Origin of the sequence: Rhodococcus sp. 852002-51564_SCH6189132-a (assembly GCF_001665495.1) — a bacterium.
GTDB lineage: Bacteria > Actinomycetota > Actinomycetes > Mycobacteriales > Mycobacteriaceae > Rhodococcus > Rhodococcus pyridinivorans.
In genome coordinates this window covers 152,826-169,396 of the sequence record NZ_LZMJ01000013.1, presented here as the reverse complement: position 1 = coordinate 169,396, position 16,571 = coordinate 152,826, and the positions used below count along the sequence as shown (strand labels likewise).

Genomic DNA, 16,571 nt, shown 5'->3' with positions numbered 1-16,571 from the left:
TGGAGACGAGTGAGCGAAGAGTGGAGGGCGAGCGGGTGTCGGTGAACCACCTGAAGTCGGATACGGGTTCCGACCCGGAGGATGTGACGACCCACGAATTGAGCGTGGACGCGGGTCGTACGTTCGACCAGGCCCGAGCCGAAGCGGCCGTGCGTGAACTGCTGATCGCGGTGGGTGAGGATCCGGACCGCGAGGGCCTGCGCGACACTCCCGCCCGGGTGGCCCGTGCCTACCGCGAGGTGTTCGGGGGACTGTTCACCGACCCGGACGAGGTCCTCGACACGACCTTCGACGAAGGTCATCAGGAACTCGTCCTCGTGCGAGACATCCCGATGTACTCGACGTGCGAACATCACCTCGTGTCGTTCCACGGCGTCGCCCACGTCGGATACATCCCGGGCCCCACGGGCCGCGTCACGGGTCTGTCGAAGCTGGCGCGTGTCGTCGACCTCTACGCCAAGCGTCCGCAGGTCCAGGAACGCCTCACCCGCCAGATCGCCGACGCCATGATGCGCAAGCTGCAGCCGCGCGGCGTGATCGTCGTGGTCGAGGCGGAGCACCTGTGCATGGCGATGCGCGGCATCCGCAAGCCCGGTGCCAGCACCACCACCTCCGCCGTGCGCGGGCTGTTCCAGACCAGTTCGGCGTCGCGTGCCGAGGCCCTGGACCTGATCCTGCGCCGGTGACCGTCTTCCCCGCCGAACAGTGGCCTGTCGTGATGGGCGTACTGAACGTCACCAGTGATTCCTTCTCCGACGGCGGTCGATATCTGGACTGCGAGACCGCGATAGCCCGCGGCTTCGAGCTGCGCGAGCTCGGCGTCGACATCGTCGACGTGGGTGGCGAGTCCACCCGGCCCGGGGCCGTGCGCGTCGACCCGGAGGTCGAGGCGTCCCGCGTGGCCCCGGTCATCGCCGCTCTGGCGGAGGCAGGCATCCCCACGAGCGTCGACACGATGCGCGCCTCGGTCGCCGAGGCGGCCGTGGAGGCCGGGGTGACCATGATCAACGACGTCTCGGGTGGGCGCGCCGACGCCGACATGGCCGCGGTGGTCGCCGAGGCCGGGGTGCCGTGGATCCTCATGCACTGGCGTCCCCTCGGCGAGTTCGTCCACGCGGGTGGTTCGACGCACTACGAGGACGTCGTCCGCGAGGTCCGCGACGAGCTGCTCACGCAGGTCGACATCGCGGTGGCCGCAGGCGTGGACTCCGACAAGATCGTGCTCGATCCCGGTTTGGGTTTCGTGAAGGAACCCGACCACAACTGGCAGTTGCTGCAGCGCCTGCCCGAACTCACCGAACTGGGTTTCCCGGTGCTCATCGGGGCGTCCCGGAAGCGATTCCTCGGATCGCTGCTCGCGGCGCCCGACGGCACGGTCCGCCCGCCCTCGGGTCGTGAGGTCGCCACGGCCGTCGTCTCGGCGCTCGCCGCCACACACGGCGCATGGGGCGTACGCGTCCACGACGTGCAGGCATCCCGCGACGCGCTCGCGGTGGTGCGTGCCTGGCAGCGCGGCAGCGCGGAAGGAGTGCACGCGTGAGCGACCGCATCGAACTACGGGGACTGACGGTCCGCGGCAACCACGGCGTCTTCGAGCACGAGAAGCGGGACGGTCAGGACTTCGTCGTCGACATCGTCGTGTGGCTCGATCTCGCGCCGGCCGCGGCATCCGACGAGCTGGCCGACACGCTGCACTACGGCGAACTCGCCGAGCGAGCCGCGGCGATCATCGCCGGTCCGGGCCGCGATCTCATCGAGACGGTCGCGGGGGAGATCGCCGACGAGGTGCTCACCGACCCGCGTGTCGCCCGGGTGGAGGTCACGCTCCACAAGCCGTCGGCGCCGATCCCGCTGACCTTCGGCGACGTCGCCGTGGTGATCGACCGCTCCCGCAGCGATGCGACGGGGAGCGCCTGATGAGTCGTGCCGTGCTGTCCATCGGATCGAACATCGGCGACCGGCTCGCGCACCTGCGGTCGGTCGTCGACGCATTGGGCGAGCGGGCCGTCGCCGTCTCGGCGGTGTACTCGACGGCACCGTGGGGCGGCGTCGAACAGGAGGATTTCCTGAACGCGGTCGTCGTCGCGGAGGATGCCGCCTTCGGTCCGCGCGACTGGCTGCGGTTCGGCCAGGAACTCGAGGAGGCCGCCGAACGCGTCCGGATCCAGCGCTGGGGTCCGCGCAGCCTCGACGTCGACGTCGTGACCTGCGTCAGCGGCGAGGGTGAGGTGCGCAGCGACGATCGGGAACTGATCCTGCCGCACCCGCGCGCACACCAGCGGGCGTTCGTGCTCGTCCCGTGGCTCGACGTCGAACCCGAGGCCGTGCTCACCGCCGAGGGCCGGCGGCTGGGCATCGGCGACTGGCTAGACGAACTCGACGCCGCCGAACGGGAAGGTGTGCACCGCACCGACCTGACGCTGGCCGGGCCGAAGACCCAGGGACACGCCGAGTGCTGAAACAGACCCGGATCCGAGATCTGCTGGCGCTGGCCGTGCTGGCAGCGATCGTCGCGTGGTTGCTCGTCCGCACAATGTACGGTTCGCTGCCGCCCATCCCCGTCTACGCGGGAGCCTCGCTGTATCCCGTCGCGGTCATCGAGGTGATCCTGGCGTTCATGATCCGGTCGCGGGTCGGCAAGCACGAGATCGGTGAGGGCCCCGGCAGGTTGCATCCCATCACCGCCGCCCGCGCGGTCGCGCTCGCCAAGGCGTCCGCACTGGTGGGTGCCGCGAGCGCCGGAGTGTGGGCCGGTTTCCTGCTGTATCTCGTACCGCAACGCGGCGTGGTGCAGGCCGCCACCGACGACACGTCGGGGGTGCTCGTCGGAGCCCTCGCCGGCATAGCGCTGGCGGCGGCCGCGTTGTGGCTCGAATACTGTTGCCGGACACCGGAAGACCCCGACGAACCGAACGAACCGGCGCTCTGACATCGGATTTCGGGGTGGGGAAGGGCGTGTCGTCCGGCTCCGATTCGAGGACCCACCCAAGTACCCTGATGGTCATGGCAACCTCGGCGCGACCAGACAGGAATCGCCGTCCGTGGCGCAGTACCGGCTCGATGATCGTGGCCGGTCTGCTCGCTCTGGCGATGATCGCCTCGCTGCTGTTGATCTTCAGTGAGAGCGTGCAATTGCTGCGTGTCGCGGTGGTCGTCGCCCTGTGGGCTGCCACTGTCGGAGCCATCGCGATGAACAAGTACCGCCGGGAATCGGCGCTCGATCGGGCGAAGGCCGACGACCTGAAGACGGTCTACGAACTGCAGTTGCAACGGGAGATCGCGGCGCGGCGCGAGTACGAGCTGACCGTCGAGGAGAAGGTCCGTGCCGATCTGAAGCTCGACGCCGGGGAGATGGCGGCCCTGCGCACCGAGCTGGCCACCCTGCGCCGCACGCTCGAGATGTTGTTCGACGGCCGGCTCCCCGACGATGTCGTCGCCCTCGAGGGCCAGGCGGAGAAGCTGCGTGGACTGAGCGAGGCGGCGCGGGTGTCCGCTCCGCGTCCGTCGGGACCGGCCTTCGCCTCTCCCGACGACGAGCCGGTCACCGCGGAGACCGAGTCGGTCGAGGCGGCCATGCGGGCGGCGGAGGCGTCGGAGAAGACGTCCGCGAAGGGTGATGTCGAAGAACCGCGTGCCGAGAAACAGGCGAAGGTTGATTCTGCGACGGGGAAGTCCGCTACCGGGAAGGTCACGGTCGAGAAGGCGACGGCTGGAGAAGCGGCCGCAGGACCGGACGTCGAGGACGCCGAGATCGAGGACGCGGAAGTCGAGGATCAGAAGGTCGGAGACACGAAGACGGGGGACCCGAAGACCGGGGACTCGAAGGTCGCGAGCGCCGAGAAGGCGGCGGACGGGAAGCCGGAGCCGCAGAAGCCCGGCAAGCACGAGTCCGGATCCGATCCCGACCCGCAAACGGACGCAGACGGGGCCGGAGCGAAGACGAAGGGCGATGACCCCGCGGAGGGGAAGGACACCGCCGCGAAGGCCGATGGAGCTGCGGAAACGACCCAGGAGGACGACGAGGACGACCACGAATCGTCCGGACGTCGCTCCCGGCGCCGTCGCGCCGACGGTGAGGGCCGGACGGTCGCGGAGATCCTCGCGTCGTTGTCGGCCGAGCGCTGATCGCGGGGCGATCGCGCGGCAGGTCGCACCCGCCCCACCTCGGACGATGAGGCGCAGATCACTCGGCCCGACCGTGGCGAGCCCCGGAAAACGCGCGCTATTGTCGAGCGGAACGTCCGGTACCCGCTGAGCGGGACTGGAACGAACGAGAGGACTCCCGTGAATTCCTTCGGGATCACCAACGCACCCGCGCCTGCGCGCCTGTCGGTAGGAATCGTGTCCGCCGGACGGGTCGGCACTGCACTCGGCGCAGCTTTCGAACGCGTTGGTCATGTCGTCGTGGCCTGCTCGGCCGTCTCCGACGTCTCGCGGCACCGTGCCGCCACGCGCCTGCCGGATTCGCAGATCCTGCCGGTCGACGAGGTTGCCGGCCGCTGCAACCTCCTTCTTCTCGCCGTTCCCGACACCGAACTGTCGTCCCTGGTCAAGGGCCTCGCAGCCACCGGTTCGGTCGCCGCCGGCACGATCGTCGTCCACGTCTCCGGTGCTCACGGCACCGCGATCCTCGAGCCGCTGACCGAGCAGGGCGCCGTGCCGCTCGCGATCCATCCCGCGATGACCTTCACCGGCCACGACGAGGACATCGACCGGCTCTCCTCCGCGTGCTTCGGCATCACGGCCGCCGACGAGATCGGCTACGCCATCGCGCAGTCCCTCGTCCTCGAGATCGGCGGCGAGCCGGTCCGCGTCCCCGAGTCCATGCGCATGACCTACCACGCTGCGCTCGCACACGGCAGCAACCACCTGGTCACGCTGGTCGCCGACGCCGTCGAGGCACTGCGCAGCGCCCTGCAGGGGGAGGAACTGCTCGGCCAGCAACTCGTCGACGACGCCCCCGACGGAGTCGCCGAACGGGTGTTGCAGCCGTTGCTCTCCGCAGCGCTCGACAACGTGCTGCGGCGCGGGCCCTCGGCCCTCACCGGGCCGGTCGCGCGCGGCGATGCCGACGCCGTGGCCGCGCACCTGCGTGCGCTCGAGGCCGTCGACCCGCTGATCGCCGCCGGGTACCGCGCGCTGTCGCTGCGATCGGCGCAACGGACCGGGTCGAAGCCGGAACTGATGGCAATTCTCGAAGGAGCTGAATACGGTGAGTGAAGCAGGACAGCGCGGATACGTGCGAGGTGAACTGACCGTTCACCACGATCCCGCAGGCCTGACCAAGGTCACCCGGGCTCTGCGCGGCGTCGGCCGCACCGTCGCACTCGTACCGACGATGGGTGCGCTGCACACCGGTCACCTCGAACTCGTGCGCCAGGCCAAGCTCACCGGGGCCGTCGTGGTCGTGTCGATCTTCGTCAACCCGCTGCAGTTCGGGAAGAACGAAGATCTCGACGCCTACCCGCGCACTCTCGACGCCGACTTCGAACTGCTCCGCGAAGCGGGCGTCGAACTCGCCTTCGTGCCGACGGTCTCGGCGATGTACCCGCAGGGCCCGCGCACCACGATCCACCCGGGTCCACTCGGGTCGGAGCTCGAAGGTGCTGCGCGTCCCGGTCATTTCGCGGGCATGCTGACGGTCGTCGCGAAGCTGTTCAACATCGTCGGTCCCAACACGGCGTTCTTCGGTGAGAAGGACTACCAGCAGCTCACTCTGATCCGTCAGATGGTCGCCGACCTGAATCTCGACATCCGCATCCTCGGCGTTCCCACCGTGCGCGAACAGGACGGGCTCGCGCTGTCCTCCCGCAACCGCTATCTCGACCCCGAGCAGCGCGAGATCGCGACCACGCTGTCTGCGGCGCTCGTCGCCGGCGCACACGCCGCAGCGGGCGGAGCCGAGGCGATCTTGTCCACGGCACGCGACGTGCTCGCGCAGAGTCCGCAGATCGAGGTGGACTATCTCGAGGTGCGCGGCGCCGATCTGGGGCCGGCACCCGAACGCGGCGACGGCCGACTGCTCGTCGCCGCACGACTCGGCTCCACACGCCTCATCGACAACGTCGGGGTCGCCGTCGGCACCGGCTTCCTCGAACGAGCCACCGGTCCGGTGGATCCCGGCGCCGAAGACAACCTGACGAACCGCTGACCCACCGATCGAATTCGGAAACGAGAAAGAAACCGAGGACGAGCATGTTCCGCACCATGATGAAGTCGAAGATCCACCGCGCCACCGTCACCCACGCGGATCTGCATTATGTCGGTTCGGTGACCGTCGACCAGGATCTGATGGACGCCGCGGATCTGCTCGAGGGCGAGCAGGTCTGCATCGTCGACATCGACAACGGCGCCCGGCTCGAGACGTACGTCATCGCCGGTGAGCGTGGATCGGGCGTCATCGGGATCAACGGTGCCGCAGCACGTCTCGTCAGCCCCGGCGATCTCGTCATCCTCATCGCCTACGGCGTGATGAACGAGCAGGAGTGCAAGGACTACGACCCGCGCGTGGTTTTCGTCGACGCCGACAACCGCCAGGTCGAGCTCGGCAACGATCCTGCCCACGCTCCCGAGGGCTCGGGGCTGATCACGCCGCGGATGCTGTCGACTCTCGACTCCCCGTCCCTGGTCTAGAGGTGCTCCTCACCGTCGACGTCCGCAACACCAATATCGTCCTGGGGGTGTTCGCGGGCAGCGGCTCGCACGCGCGGCTGCTGCGCGACTGGCGCGTCCGTACCGACCCCAGGATGACCGCTGACGAGATCGCCCTGCTGTTCCGCGGTCTGCTCGGCGAATCTGCCGAGCAGGTCACCGGGGTGGCGGCGTTGTCGACCGTGCCGTCGGTGCTACGTGAGGTGCGCGTCATGCTCGACCGCTACTGGTCGTCGGTGCCGCACGTAGTGGTGGAGCCGGGGGTGCGCACGGGAGTGCCGCTGCTCGTGGACAACCCGAAGGAGGTCGGCGCCGACCGCATCGTCAACAGTCTGGCGGCCTACCACTTCTACGGATCCCCGTGCATCGTCGTGGATTTCGGGACCTCCACGTGCGTCGACGTCGTGTCGGGCAAGGGGGAGTTCCTCGGCGGGTCCATCGCTCCGGGTGTGGAGATCTCGATGGATGCGCTGGCGTCGCGGTCGGCGGCACTGCGGAAGGTCGAATTGCTCCGTCCCCGAGGTGTTCTGGGAAAGAACACCGTCGAGTGCATGCAGTCCGGGGCCGTCTTCGGGTTCGCCGGGATGGTCGACGGCATCGTGCGGCGCATCTGCGCCGAGGTGCCCGGTTTCGACGGCGACGACGTGGCCGTCATCGGCACCGGCGACAGTGCGCCGCTGATCATGCCGGAGTCGCGCACCCTCGAGCACCACGAGCCGGATCTGACCCTCGAGGGGCTGCGTCTGGTGTACGAGCGGAACCAGGTGAGACGAGCGGCACGCGGAACTGCGGGTTCCGCTGAGCGTCATTCTGTGTAAAGATGTTCCTCGTGATCCGTTGCATGAGCACCCAGGAGTGTTGTCGAGGCTGACCGCCGCCTCGACCGATAACACATTCCTGGGAGTTTTCTCATGCGCGCTGCGCTTCTTTCCACCACTTCTGTTTCCACCGCTGCTCCGGTTGCCGCTTCTACGGTTACCGCTACTGCTCCGGTCGCCTTCCACCGGCTCGCCGTCGAGCGCACGTACCCCACCGAACTGTCCGCAGCGGTCGCCCGCGGCGCCGTCATCGTCGACATCCGCTCGAACGCCGAACGTGCCGCTCAGGGAACACTTCCCGGTGCACTGGCCATCTCCGCCGATCTCGTCGCCGAGCGACTCGATCCGGGCGGCCCGGGCCGTCTCGCCCTCGCCGTCGACCGCGACGTCGAATGGATCCTCGTCTCGTCGGACGGCGCGAGCTCGCACGGTGTGGTCACCGAACTGCACGCGCAGGGTTTGCGCCGGGTCACCCACCTCGTCGGAGGCTACGACGCCATCCGCGCGGCCCGCCTGGTCGGCGCAGTCGCCGAGGCCCAGCACGTCGCGCAGGACGTGGCGCGGGTCACCGCTCACTGAAAGCGCGCATCTGCAGGAATGGTGACCTCGGGTGTCCGATAGTCTGGTTACCCGTGAGTGATGCCACCGTTCAGCAGCCCGACGACACCCCCGAGCAGATGCGGGTTCGCCGCGAGAAGCGCGAACGGCTCCTGGCACAGGGTTCGGAGGCCTATCCCGTCGAGATCCCGCGCACCCATACGCTCGCGGAGATCCGCGCCGAGTATCCCGACCTCGAGCCCGACACCGCCACCGGCACCGTCGTGGGCGTTGCCGGCCGCGTGATGTTCTCGCGCAACACCGGCAAGCTGTGCTTCGCGACGTTGCAGGAGGGCGACGGCACCCAGCTGCAGGTCATGCTCAGCCTCGCCGGCGTCGGCGAGGAGGCGCTCGCCGCCTGGAAGTCCGAGGTCGACCTCGGCGACATCGTGTTCGTGCACGGCGAGGTCATCAGCTCCCGTCGCGGTGAGCTCAGCGTCATGGCCGACTCGTGGACCATGGCGTCGAAGGCGCTGCGTCCGCTGCCGGTCGCGCACAAGGAGATGAACGAAGAGGCGCGGGTGCGTCAGCGCTACGTCGACCTCATCGTGCGTCCCGAAGCACGTCGCAATGCACGCATGCGTGTCGCGGTGGTGCGCGAGCTGCGCAACGCGCTCGAGCGTCGCGGCTTCCTCGAGGTCGAGACGCCCATGCTGCAGACCCTGCACGGCGGTGCGGCGGCCCGCCCGTTCGTGACGCACTCGAACGCACTCGACATCGATCTGTACCTGCGTATCGCGCCGGAACTGTTCCTCAAGCGCTGCGTCGTCGGCGGTATCGAGAAGGTCTTCGAGATCAACCGCAATTTCCGTAACGAGGGTGCCGACTCGACGCACTCGCCGGAATTCTCGATGCTCGAAACGTACGAGGCGTACGGAACCTACGATGATTCGGCGCGGATGATCCGCGAGATCATCCAGGAGGTCGCGTTCGGGGTCTTCGGCACCCATGTGGTGACGCTCGCCGACGGTACGGAATACGACTTCGGGGGTGAATGGAAAACTCTCGAAATGTATCCCTCGCTGTCCGAGGCGATCGGCACGGACGTGACCCCCGACACCACACTGGAGGAATTGACGGCTCTCGCGGATCGTGTCGGTCTGGAGATTCCCGAGGGCAAGGGCTGGGGTCACGGCAAGCTCGTCGAGGAGCTCTGGGAGCACATGTGCGGCGACCAGCTGCACGAGCCGACCTTCGTGCGTGATTTCCCCGTGGAGACGTCGCCGTTGACACGCGATCACCGCACGGTGCGCGGGGTCACCGAGAAATGGGATCTGTACGTCCGAGGTTTCGAACTCGCCACGGGTTACTCGGAACTCGTCGATCCGGTGATCCAGCGCGAGCGTTTCGTCGACCAGGCGCGTCTGGCCTCGGAAGGGGACGACGAGGCAATGGCTCTCGACGAGGACTTCCTCGCCGCGATGGAACAGGGAATGCCGCCGACCACCGGTACCGGAATGGGAATCGACCGTCTGTTGATGGCACTTACCGGTCTGGGAATCCGCGAAACAATCCTGTTCCCGATTGTTCGACCGAACACCCGTTAATCGGATTTCGCCGCTCCATATTGCGATGCGTTAATCGGCGGGTAGTGTGGTGCCCGTCCCGCGGGGGGAAGCGCATTTGAGAGGATTTACACCACATGGCGAAAAAAGTCACTGTCACCCTGATCGACGATGTGGATCAGGAGTCGGCGGCGGACGAATCGGTGGAGTTCGGTCTCGACGGAGTGACGTACGAGATCGACCTTTCCGAGGACAATGCGGCACGGCTGCGCGAGCAGTTGGAATTCTGGATCGAACACGCTCGTAAGGTCGGCGGCCGCAAGCGGAGCAAGACCGCTGCCGGAACTGCGCCGGCTGCGCGCAAGAGCGGATCCGGAAGTGCCGGTCGCGAACAGACGGCCGCTATCCGTGAATGGGCACGGAACAACGATCTGCCGGTGTCGGCCCGTGGCCGAATCTCTGCGGAGATCGTCGAGGCGTACAACAAAGCGCACTGACGAATCCTCGTCCGTGGGGCGTCGTCCATCAGTGGACGGCGCCCCACAGTCGTCGGTGGACGGGTTGGGTTGTGGCACAGTGGCGCCTGTCACACACGTCGATCGTGCGGACGACCCGGCACGATGCGGTCGGGGAGTAGCATCCGCTCATGGCCGAGACCGTGCTCGAACCAGGTTCCACCTGCTGGCGAATTGCGCGAGCGGAGAGGTTGACCTGCATAGTCGACGCCGCCGACTATTTCCGTCACGCCAAGGCGGCGATGCTCCGGGCGGAAAAACGCATCATGCTGATCGGGTGGGATTTCGACACCCGGATCAAGTTCGAACCCGAGGGTGCAACTCTCGAGGGACCGAACAAACTCGGTGAATTCCTCGAATGGCTTCCCGAACGTCGACCCGGTCTCGATATTTATCTGCTCAAGTGGAACATCGGTGCGTTCAGTGCCCTCGCACGCGGAATGACGCCGGTGTTCGTGCTCGATTGGCTCACCGACCCGAGCCTGCACTTCGAAATCGACGGGGCGCATCCCGTGGGCGCTGCGCACCATCAGAAAATTCTCGTCGTCGACGACAGCATCGCTTTCTGTGGCGGTATCGATATGACCGTCGACCGCTGGGACACCCCGGATCATCCGGACCGGAGCAAATACCGGCGGGAGCCGAGCGGTAAACGCTACGGACCGTGGCACGACGTGACGACCGCCGTCGACGGCGACGCCGCGCGGGCCCTCGGTGACCAGGCCCGCGCCCGGTGGAAGGCGGCCACGGGGGAGGAGCTCGATCCCGTGCCGGAGCCGGAGCCGATCTGGCCCGACGATCTCGAGCCGACCCTCCGCGGTGTGGACGTGGGCATCGCGCGCACGCTGCCCGCCTACGACGGGAAGGACGGCGTCCACGAGATCGAGGCGCTGTACCTGTCGGTGATCGAGAAGGCGCGGCACACTCTCTACCTCGAGAGCCAGTACCTCGCTTCGCGCAGGATCGCGGAGGCTCTCGCCGAGCGACTGCAGGAACCGGACGGCCCCGAGATCGTGGTGGTGATCCCACGCAACGCCGACGGCTGGCTCGAACGCAAGGCCATGGACGGTGCCCGGCGGGCCCTGCTGCACATGCTGTGGGAGGCCGACGTGCACGGCCGTTTCGCCGCCTACTATCCCGTCACCGCCGGCGGGGAGCCGATCTACGTGCACGCGAAGGTCGTCGTCATGGACGAGACGTTGCTGCGGATCGGGTCGTCGAACCTGAACAACCGTTCGATGGGCTTCGACACCGAATGCGACCTGGCCATCGAGTCCGCCGAACCCGGGGACGCGGTCGGCCGCGCCGCCGTCGAGCTGCGCAACATCCTGGTGGCGGAACATCTCGACGTCGACCCCGAGGTGATCGCGGAGGCCACGAAGGACGGTGGTTCGCTCATCTCCGCCATCGAACGGTTGCGCGGTCCGGGACGTTCGCTGCGGCCGTTCGAACCGGGTACGGTGTCGGACGAGGACAGTGTCCTCGCAGAAAGTGCTCTGGCCGATCCCGAACGCGCCTCGCGGAGCTTCGGACGCAGGATCGAGCGATTCTTCGCCCGTTGATCCCCCACAGCCTCTGTTCGCTTGTGGCGTACAGCTTGCGGAAACGTATCCGCCACGTGCAGCGTTGACTTCTGAAACCGGGTTTTCTCGCCGCCTTCCGAAGGGTAGAGGGAAAGCGAGTCGATACCACGGCCACTAGAGTGTGGAGTGGGAGCTTGGAACCTCTGAAAGGTTCCGACGAACGACTCGAGTGCCGGAGCTTAAGAGCGGCAGCAGGGTGCGGGACGATCGGCGTACCGGACCGGCGGCCGGAGAGTGTGAGGGAGTGCGATGTTCGAAAGGTTCACCGATCGCGCGCGGCGCGTCGTTGTCCTGGCTCAAGAAGAGGCCAGGATGCTCAACCACAACTACATCGGCACGGAGCACATCCTCCTCGGCCTCATCCACGAGGGTGAGGGTGTGGCGGCGAAGTCGCTCGAGTCGTTGGGTATCTCCCTCGAAGGTGTGCGCAGCCAGGTCGAAGAGATCATCGGCCAGGGTCAGCAGGCGCCCTCGGGGCACATTCCCTTCACTCCTCGTGCCAAGAAGGTCCTCGAGCTGAGCCTTCGCGAAGCGCTCCAGCTCGGACACAACTACATCGGTACCGAACACATCCTGCTCGGTCTCATCCGCGAGGGTGAGGGCGTGGCGGCGCAGGTGCTCGTCAAGCTCGGCGCCGACCTCAACCGGGTGCGTCAGCAGGTCATCCAGCTGCTGTCCGGTTACCAGGGCAAGGAGCCCGCAGAATCCGGCACGAGCCGTGGCGAGACCGGCACTCCGTCCACGTCGCTCGTCCTGGACCAGTTCGGCCGCAACCTCACGCAGGCAGCTCTCGAAGGCAAGCTCGACCCGGTCATCGGCCGGGCGAAGGAGATCGAGCGCGTCATGCAGGTGCTGTCGCGTCGTACGAAGAACAACCCGGTGCTCATCGGCGAGCCGGGTGTCGGCAAGACCGCCGTCGTCGAGGGTCTCGCGCAGGCCATCGTCAACGGTGAAGTCCCCGAGACCCTCAAGGACAAGCAGCTCTACACGCTCGACCTGGGCTCGCTCGTCGCCGGCAGCCGTTACCGCGGCGATTTCGAGGAACGCCTGAAGAAGGTCCTCAAGGAGATCAACAGCCGCGGCGACATCATCCTGTTCATCGACGAGCTGCACACGCTCGTCGGTGCCGGTGCTGCCGAGGGCGCGATCGACGCCGCGTCGATCCTCAAGCCCAAGCTCGCCCGCGGTGAGCTGCAGACCATCGGTGCGACGACCCTCGACGAGTACCGCAAGTACATCGAGAAGGACGCCGCTCTCGAGCGCCGCTTCCAGCCGGTGCAGGTCGGGGAGCCGACGGTGGAGCACACCATCGAGATCCTCAAGGGTCTGCGCGACCGCTACGAGGCGCACCACCGCGTCTCGATCACCGACAAGGCGCTCGTCGCGTCGGCAACTCTCGCCGACCGCTACATCAACGACCGCTTCCTGCCGGACAAGGCGATCGACCTCATCGACGAGGCCGGCGCCCGCATGCGCATCCGTCGCATGACCGCGCCGCCGGACCTGCGCGAGTTCGACGACAAGATCGCCGATGCCCGTCGCGAGAAGGAGTCGGCGATCGACGCGCAGGACTTCGAGAAGGCCGCGAGCCTGCGCGACAAGGAGAAGCAGCTCGTCGCGCAGCGTGCCGAGCGCGAGAAGCAGTGGCGTGCGGGCGATCTCGACGTCATCGCCGAGGTCGACGAGGAGCAGATCGCCGAGGTCCTCGCCAACTGGACCGGTATCCCGGTGTTCAAGCTCACCGAGGAGGAGACCACGCGTCTGCTCCGCATGGAGGAGGAGCTGCACAAGCGGATCATCGGCCAGGAGGACGCCGTCAAGGCCGTCGCCAAGGCGATCCGTCGTACGCGTGCCGGCCTGAAGGACCCGAAGCGTCCGTCCGGTTCGTTCATCTTCGCCGGTCCGTCCGGTGTGGGTAAGACGGAGCTGTCCAAGGCCCTCGCGAACTTCCTGTTCGGCGAGGACGACGCGCTCATCCAGATCGACATGGGCGAGTTCCACGACCGCTTCACCGCGTCGCGCCTGTTCGGTGCACCTCCCGGCTACGTCGGATACGAAGAGGGCGGCCAGCTCACCGAGAAGGTGCGCCGCAAGCCGTTCTCCGTGGTTCTGTTCGACGAGATCGAGAAGGCCCACCAGGAGATCTACAACACCCTCCTGCAGGTCCTCGAGGACGGTCGCCTCACCGACGGTCAGGGACGCACGGTCGACTTCAAGAACACCGTGCTGATCTTCACGTCGAACCTGGGCACCGCCGACATCTCGAAGGCCGTCGGGCTCGGCTTCTCGGCCGGAACGGGCGAGGCGTCGAACTACGAGCGGATGAAGAACAAGGTCCACGACGAGCTGAAGAAGCACTTCCGGCCCGAGTTCCTCAACCGTATCGACGACATCATCGTCTTCCATCAGCTCACGCAGGATCAGATCATCCAGATGGTCGACCTCATGGTCGGACGTGTGGAGACGCAGCTGAAGAACAAGGACATGGGTATCGAGCTCACCGAGAAGGCGAAGTCGCTGCTCGCCAAGCGCGGCTTCGACCCGGTGCTCGGCGCACGTCCGCTGCGTCGCACGATCCAGCGCGAGATCGAGGATCAGCTCTCCGAGAAGATCCTGTTCGGCGAGATCGGCGCAGGCCAGATCGTCCTCGTCGACGTCGAGGGCTGGGACGGCGAGGGTGCGGGCGAGAACGCGAAGTTCACGTTCACGCCGAGCGAGAAGCCGGCCGAGGTCCCGGACACCCCGGCGGTCGCGCTGGCGAAGTCCAGCGAGGGTGAGTCCGAAGCCGGATAACCGCTCGACGCGTGTGAATACAGGCACGTGTTGCAGCCTGTGAATGCAGGCACCTGCTGTACCGAGAGGGGCGGCACCCGAGAGGGTGTCGCCCCTCTCGTCGTCCGACGCACTTGACCTTCAGTCGGCTCGAGGTTGCACGGTGGGGTGGTGAACGGACGACGACCAGGAGGTATCGCGATGCGGCAAGTACTGCCCGATCTGTGGGAGACGCAGGAGGACAATCCGTTCCCGGGGCTGAGGACGCATGCCTATCTGTGGACCGGGACGAACAACGTGCTCTTCTACTCGGTCGCGGGTGAGGCCGATTTCGACGAACTGGACCGCCTCGGGGGGATCACCGACCAGTACCTGTCCCACCAGGACGAGGCCGGTCCGATGCTCGGCAGGATCGCCGAGCGCTTCGGGCCGAGACTCCACGTGGCAGCGGCGGAGGCCGACGTGGTCGGCCGGCACGCCCGCATCGACGTCCCGCTGACGGAACGTCATGTGGACGACAACGGGGTGGAGATCGTTCCGACACCCGGGCACACGGTGGGCAGCACCTGCTATCTGGTGCCCGGCGCGGACGGGACCCGCTACCTGTTCACCGGCGACACGCTGTATCGCGGTGCTTCGGGGACGTGGCGGGCCGGCTACATCGAGGGGATGAGCGACGCCCGTGTGCTCGCCGACAGTCTGCGCCTGCTGGCGAAGACGGAACCCGATGTGGTGGTCTCGAGTGCGTTCGCGGGGGAGGCGGGCGTGCATCGGATCGACGCCCGGGAGTGGCCCGCCCACGTCGACCAGGCTCTGAGCGGGTTGTCTGCCGCGGGGCAGGGCTGAGCAGAGATCTTCTTTCCGGCCGATCTGCCCTTCCGCGGGTCGCGGCCGACCTTGCCGCCTGCTTATCTGCCGATGGTCGGCATGTGCGCGGTGAGTGTCGACAGGGTGCTGGCGACGATCTCGGTGAGTTCGTCGGGACGGATGTCGAGCGTGCCGTCGAGCCAGCCGCGGACGAGCTCGACGGCGCCGGCCATGACGACCACCGCACGCAGTTCGGCCTGCCGGGAGTCGAGGCGGGTGCCCACCGCGTCGCTCTGCTTGGCGAGTTCGTCGGCGGCGGACCGGATGAACGCGCTCTTCCGCTCGGCGAGCGGGGGCGCGTCGGAGATGAGGAAGCGACCCTGCTGGGGGTTGCGTTCGACGGCGCCGACGATCGCTCCCACCGCGGCGCGTGCCTTGGCGTGCAGCTCGTCGGGGGCCGCCGCGATGGCGTCGACGGCGCGTTCGAGCAGGGTCGCGCCGAGCTCGTCGTAGGCGGTGGTGACGAGGTCGGTCATGTCGGTGAAGCTCTCGTAGAAGAAGCGGGGGCCGACTCCCGCGGTGGCCGCGACCTTCCGTACCGTCGTCGCCGACCAGCCCTCGTCGGCGACGACGTCGATCACCGCGTTCTGGAGACGCTTGCGGCGTTCGGCGCGCCGGTCGGCCGGGGCGACGCCGCGATACGCGCGGGTGGCTTCGGGCTCGGACACATCGTCGAGTGTGGCACAACACGACCAGACTTCCGGAATCGACCAATTCCGGAATTAAGTGTGTACTAATTGTGGAATCTTCGTCATGGTCGGTCCCCGAATCCGGACGAGGAGGAAACGTGACGATCGATGCATCGTCGACTGCCCACCTGCACGACCGAACCGATCGACTCGCACCGAAGCCGATCCTGCGAGAAGGCGGCCCGCGTCTGGCGATGTCGTTGCTCGTCGGCGACTCGGTGCGGCCCACCAGGGCCCAGTCCCGGGCATTCGCCAAGTTCGCGCACACCTGCGATCCCGTGGCCGACGATCTGGTCGCCGCGATACGCCGCGACCGGCTCCGCATCCGCACGCAGTTCGAACAGGCACTCGAACACGGCATCGAGACCGTGGACGATTCCGCGCCCGAGATGGCAGCGTTCATCGCCACCCTCGACGGCGTGCCGTTCCGGGTCGATTACGACAAGCTCGATCTCGCCGCGCGGGCGATCGTGCGGATGCCGATGAGCACCCGGTGTGGTTCGCGCGCAACCTCCTACGCGACCTGAATGTCCTGGTGCCCGGAGGCGCCGGACGCGCCGCCCGGCGGGGTCAC

The 16,571-nt window shown here is 67.3% G+C and carries 18 protein-coding genes; 17 read left to right on the top strand and 1 reads right to left on the bottom strand.

Going from position 1 to position 16,571, the window contains the following annotated elements; translation table 11 throughout:
* Window positions 1-20 precede the first annotated feature (20 nt).
* From folE to A5767_RS02715, 16 genes are all read left to right on the top strand, one after another.
* Window positions 21-686 (top strand): GTP cyclohydrolase I FolE, encoded by a 666-nt coding sequence (folE, locus tag A5767_RS02790; protein ID WP_006550518.1) that lies wholly within the window; start codon window positions 21-23, stop codon window positions 684-686.
* A 32-nt stretch (window positions 687-718) separates the two neighbouring features.
* Complete coding sequence (folP, locus tag A5767_RS02785) at window positions 719-1,540, top strand: dihydropteroate synthase (protein WP_170318478.1); 822 nt, start codon at window positions 719-721, stop codon at window positions 1,538-1,540.
* Window positions 1,537-1,917, top strand: a complete 381-nt coding sequence (folB, locus tag A5767_RS02780; RefSeq protein WP_006550516.1) for a dihydroneopterin aldolase — start codon at window positions 1,537-1,539, stop codon at window positions 1,915-1,917. Before folP ends, folB begins: the two co-directional genes overlap by 4 nt.
* Window positions 1,917-2,459, top strand: a complete 543-nt coding sequence (folK, locus tag A5767_RS02775) for a 2-amino-4-hydroxy-6-hydroxymethyldihydropteridine diphosphokinase (RefSeq protein ID WP_006550515.1) — start codon at window positions 1,917-1,919, stop codon at window positions 2,457-2,459. Before folB ends, folK begins: the two co-directional genes overlap by 1 nt.
* On the top strand, window positions 2,453-2,929 hold the full coding sequence (locus A5767_RS02770; RefSeq protein WP_019290198.1) for a DUF3180 domain-containing protein: 477 nt from the start codon (window positions 2,453-2,455) through the stop codon (window positions 2,927-2,929). The genes folK and A5767_RS02770 overlap by 7 nt, the downstream gene beginning before the upstream one ends.
* Before the next feature lie 74 nt (window positions 2,930-3,003).
* Entirely contained in the window at window positions 3,004-4,125 is a 1,122-nt protein-coding gene (locus A5767_RS02765) for a DUF6779 domain-containing protein (RefSeq protein ID WP_231913101.1), read from the top strand.
* A gap of 159 nt (window positions 4,126-4,284) precedes the next feature.
* On the top strand, window positions 4,285-5,220 hold the full coding sequence (locus A5767_RS02760) for a Rossmann-like and DUF2520 domain-containing protein (RefSeq protein WP_064851587.1): 936 nt from the start codon (window positions 4,285-4,287) through the stop codon (window positions 5,218-5,220).
* Window positions 5,213-6,151, top strand: coding sequence for a pantoate--beta-alanine ligase (gene panC / locus A5767_RS02755; protein ID WP_064851586.1), 939 nt, complete (start codon window positions 5,213-5,215; stop codon window positions 6,149-6,151). The genes A5767_RS02760 and panC overlap by 8 nt, the downstream gene beginning before the upstream one ends.
* 44 nt (window positions 6,152-6,195) lie before the next feature.
* The gene (panD, locus tag A5767_RS02750; RefSeq protein WP_006550510.1) at window positions 6,196-6,633 is read left to right on the top strand and encodes an aspartate 1-decarboxylase; all 438 of its coding nucleotides are present in this window, start codon (window positions 6,196-6,198) and stop codon (window positions 6,631-6,633) included.
* 2 nt (window positions 6,634-6,635) lie between these two features.
* On the top strand, window positions 6,636-7,469 hold the full coding sequence (locus A5767_RS02745) for a type III pantothenate kinase (protein ID WP_064256742.1): 834 nt from the start codon (window positions 6,636-6,638) through the stop codon (window positions 7,467-7,469).
* 93 nt (window positions 7,470-7,562) lie between these two features.
* The gene (locus A5767_RS02740; protein WP_064851585.1) at window positions 7,563-8,048 is read left to right on the top strand and encodes a rhodanese-like domain-containing protein; all 486 of its coding nucleotides are present in this window, start codon (window positions 7,563-7,565) and stop codon (window positions 8,046-8,048) included.
* Window positions 8,049-8,146: 98 nt separating this feature from the next.
* Entirely contained in the window at window positions 8,147-9,613 is a 1,467-nt protein-coding gene (gene lysS / locus A5767_RS02735) for a lysine--tRNA ligase (RefSeq protein WP_232333457.1), read from the top strand.
* Between the two features lie 95 nt (window positions 9,614-9,708).
* Entirely contained in the window at window positions 9,709-10,068 is a 360-nt protein-coding gene (locus A5767_RS02730; protein WP_006550504.1) for a histone-like nucleoid-structuring protein Lsr2, read from the top strand.
* Between the two features lie 149 nt (window positions 10,069-10,217).
* Window positions 10,218-11,648: a phospholipase D-like domain-containing protein gene (locus A5767_RS02725; RefSeq protein WP_039584532.1), complete on the top strand. Its 1,431-nt coding sequence runs from the start codon at window positions 10,218-10,220 to the stop codon at window positions 11,646-11,648.
* A 270-nt stretch (window positions 11,649-11,918) separates the two neighbouring features.
* Window positions 11,919-14,462, top strand: a complete 2,544-nt coding sequence (locus A5767_RS02720; protein WP_064851584.1) for an ATP-dependent Clp protease ATP-binding subunit — start codon at window positions 11,919-11,921, stop codon at window positions 14,460-14,462.
* A gap of 180 nt (window positions 14,463-14,642) precedes the next feature.
* Complete coding sequence (locus tag A5767_RS02715; RefSeq protein WP_064851583.1) at window positions 14,643-15,287, top strand: MBL fold metallo-hydrolase; 645 nt, start codon at window positions 14,643-14,645, stop codon at window positions 15,285-15,287.
* Between the two features lie 62 nt (window positions 15,288-15,349).
* On the opposite strand, the gene A5767_RS02710 is transcribed toward A5767_RS02715, so the two are convergent.
* A complete protein-coding gene (locus A5767_RS02710) occupies window positions 15,350-15,976 on the bottom strand; it encodes a TetR/AcrR family transcriptional regulator (RefSeq protein ID WP_024102849.1) in 627 nt (208 codons plus the stop codon).
* 119 nt (window positions 15,977-16,095) lie between these two features.
* Between A5767_RS02710 and A5767_RS02705 the strand changes: the two genes are divergently transcribed.
* Window positions 16,096-16,524 carry a hypothetical protein gene (locus A5767_RS02705; RefSeq protein WP_019290190.1) on the top strand — a complete coding sequence of 143 codons (429 nt, stop codon included), beginning with the start codon at window positions 16,096-16,098 and terminating at the stop codon, window positions 16,522-16,524.
* Window positions 16,525-16,571 lie beyond the last annotated feature (47 nt).

What these genes read in the sequence shown, in the direction of transcription:
- A5767_RS02730 (WP_006550504.1), top strand. Translation starts at nt 9,709, where the DNA reads ATGGCGAAAAAAGTCACTGTCACCCTGATCGACGATGTGGATCAGGAG.
- A5767_RS02715 (WP_064851583.1), top strand. Translation starts at nt 14,643, where the DNA reads ATGCGGCAAGTACTGCCCGATCTGTGGGAGACGCAGGAGGACAATCCG.
- A5767_RS02740 (WP_064851585.1), top strand. Translation starts at nt 7,563, where the DNA reads ATGCGCGCTGCGCTTCTTTCCACCACTTCTGTTTCCACCGCTGCTCCG.
- folP (WP_170318478.1), top strand. Translation starts at nt 719, where the DNA reads ATGGGCGTACTGAACGTCACCAGTGATTCCTTCTCCGACGGCGGTCGA.
- folK (WP_006550515.1), top strand. Translation starts at nt 1,917, where the DNA reads ATGAGTCGTGCCGTGCTGTCCATCGGATCGAACATCGGCGACCGGCTC.
- A5767_RS02720 (WP_064851584.1), top strand. Translation starts at nt 11,919, where the DNA reads ATGTTCGAAAGGTTCACCGATCGCGCGCGGCGCGTCGTTGTCCTGGCT.
- A5767_RS02725 (WP_039584532.1), top strand. Translation starts at nt 10,218, where the DNA reads ATGGCCGAGACCGTGCTCGAACCAGGTTCCACCTGCTGGCGAATTGCG.
- A5767_RS02765 (WP_231913101.1), top strand. Translation starts at nt 3,004, where the DNA reads ATGGCAACCTCGGCGCGACCAGACAGGAATCGCCGTCCGTGGCGCAGT.
- panD (WP_006550510.1), top strand. Translation starts at nt 6,196, where the DNA reads ATGTTCCGCACCATGATGAAGTCGAAGATCCACCGCGCCACCGTCACC.
- lysS (WP_232333457.1), top strand. Translation starts at nt 8,147, where the DNA reads ATGCGGGTTCGCCGCGAGAAGCGCGAACGGCTCCTGGCACAGGGTTCG.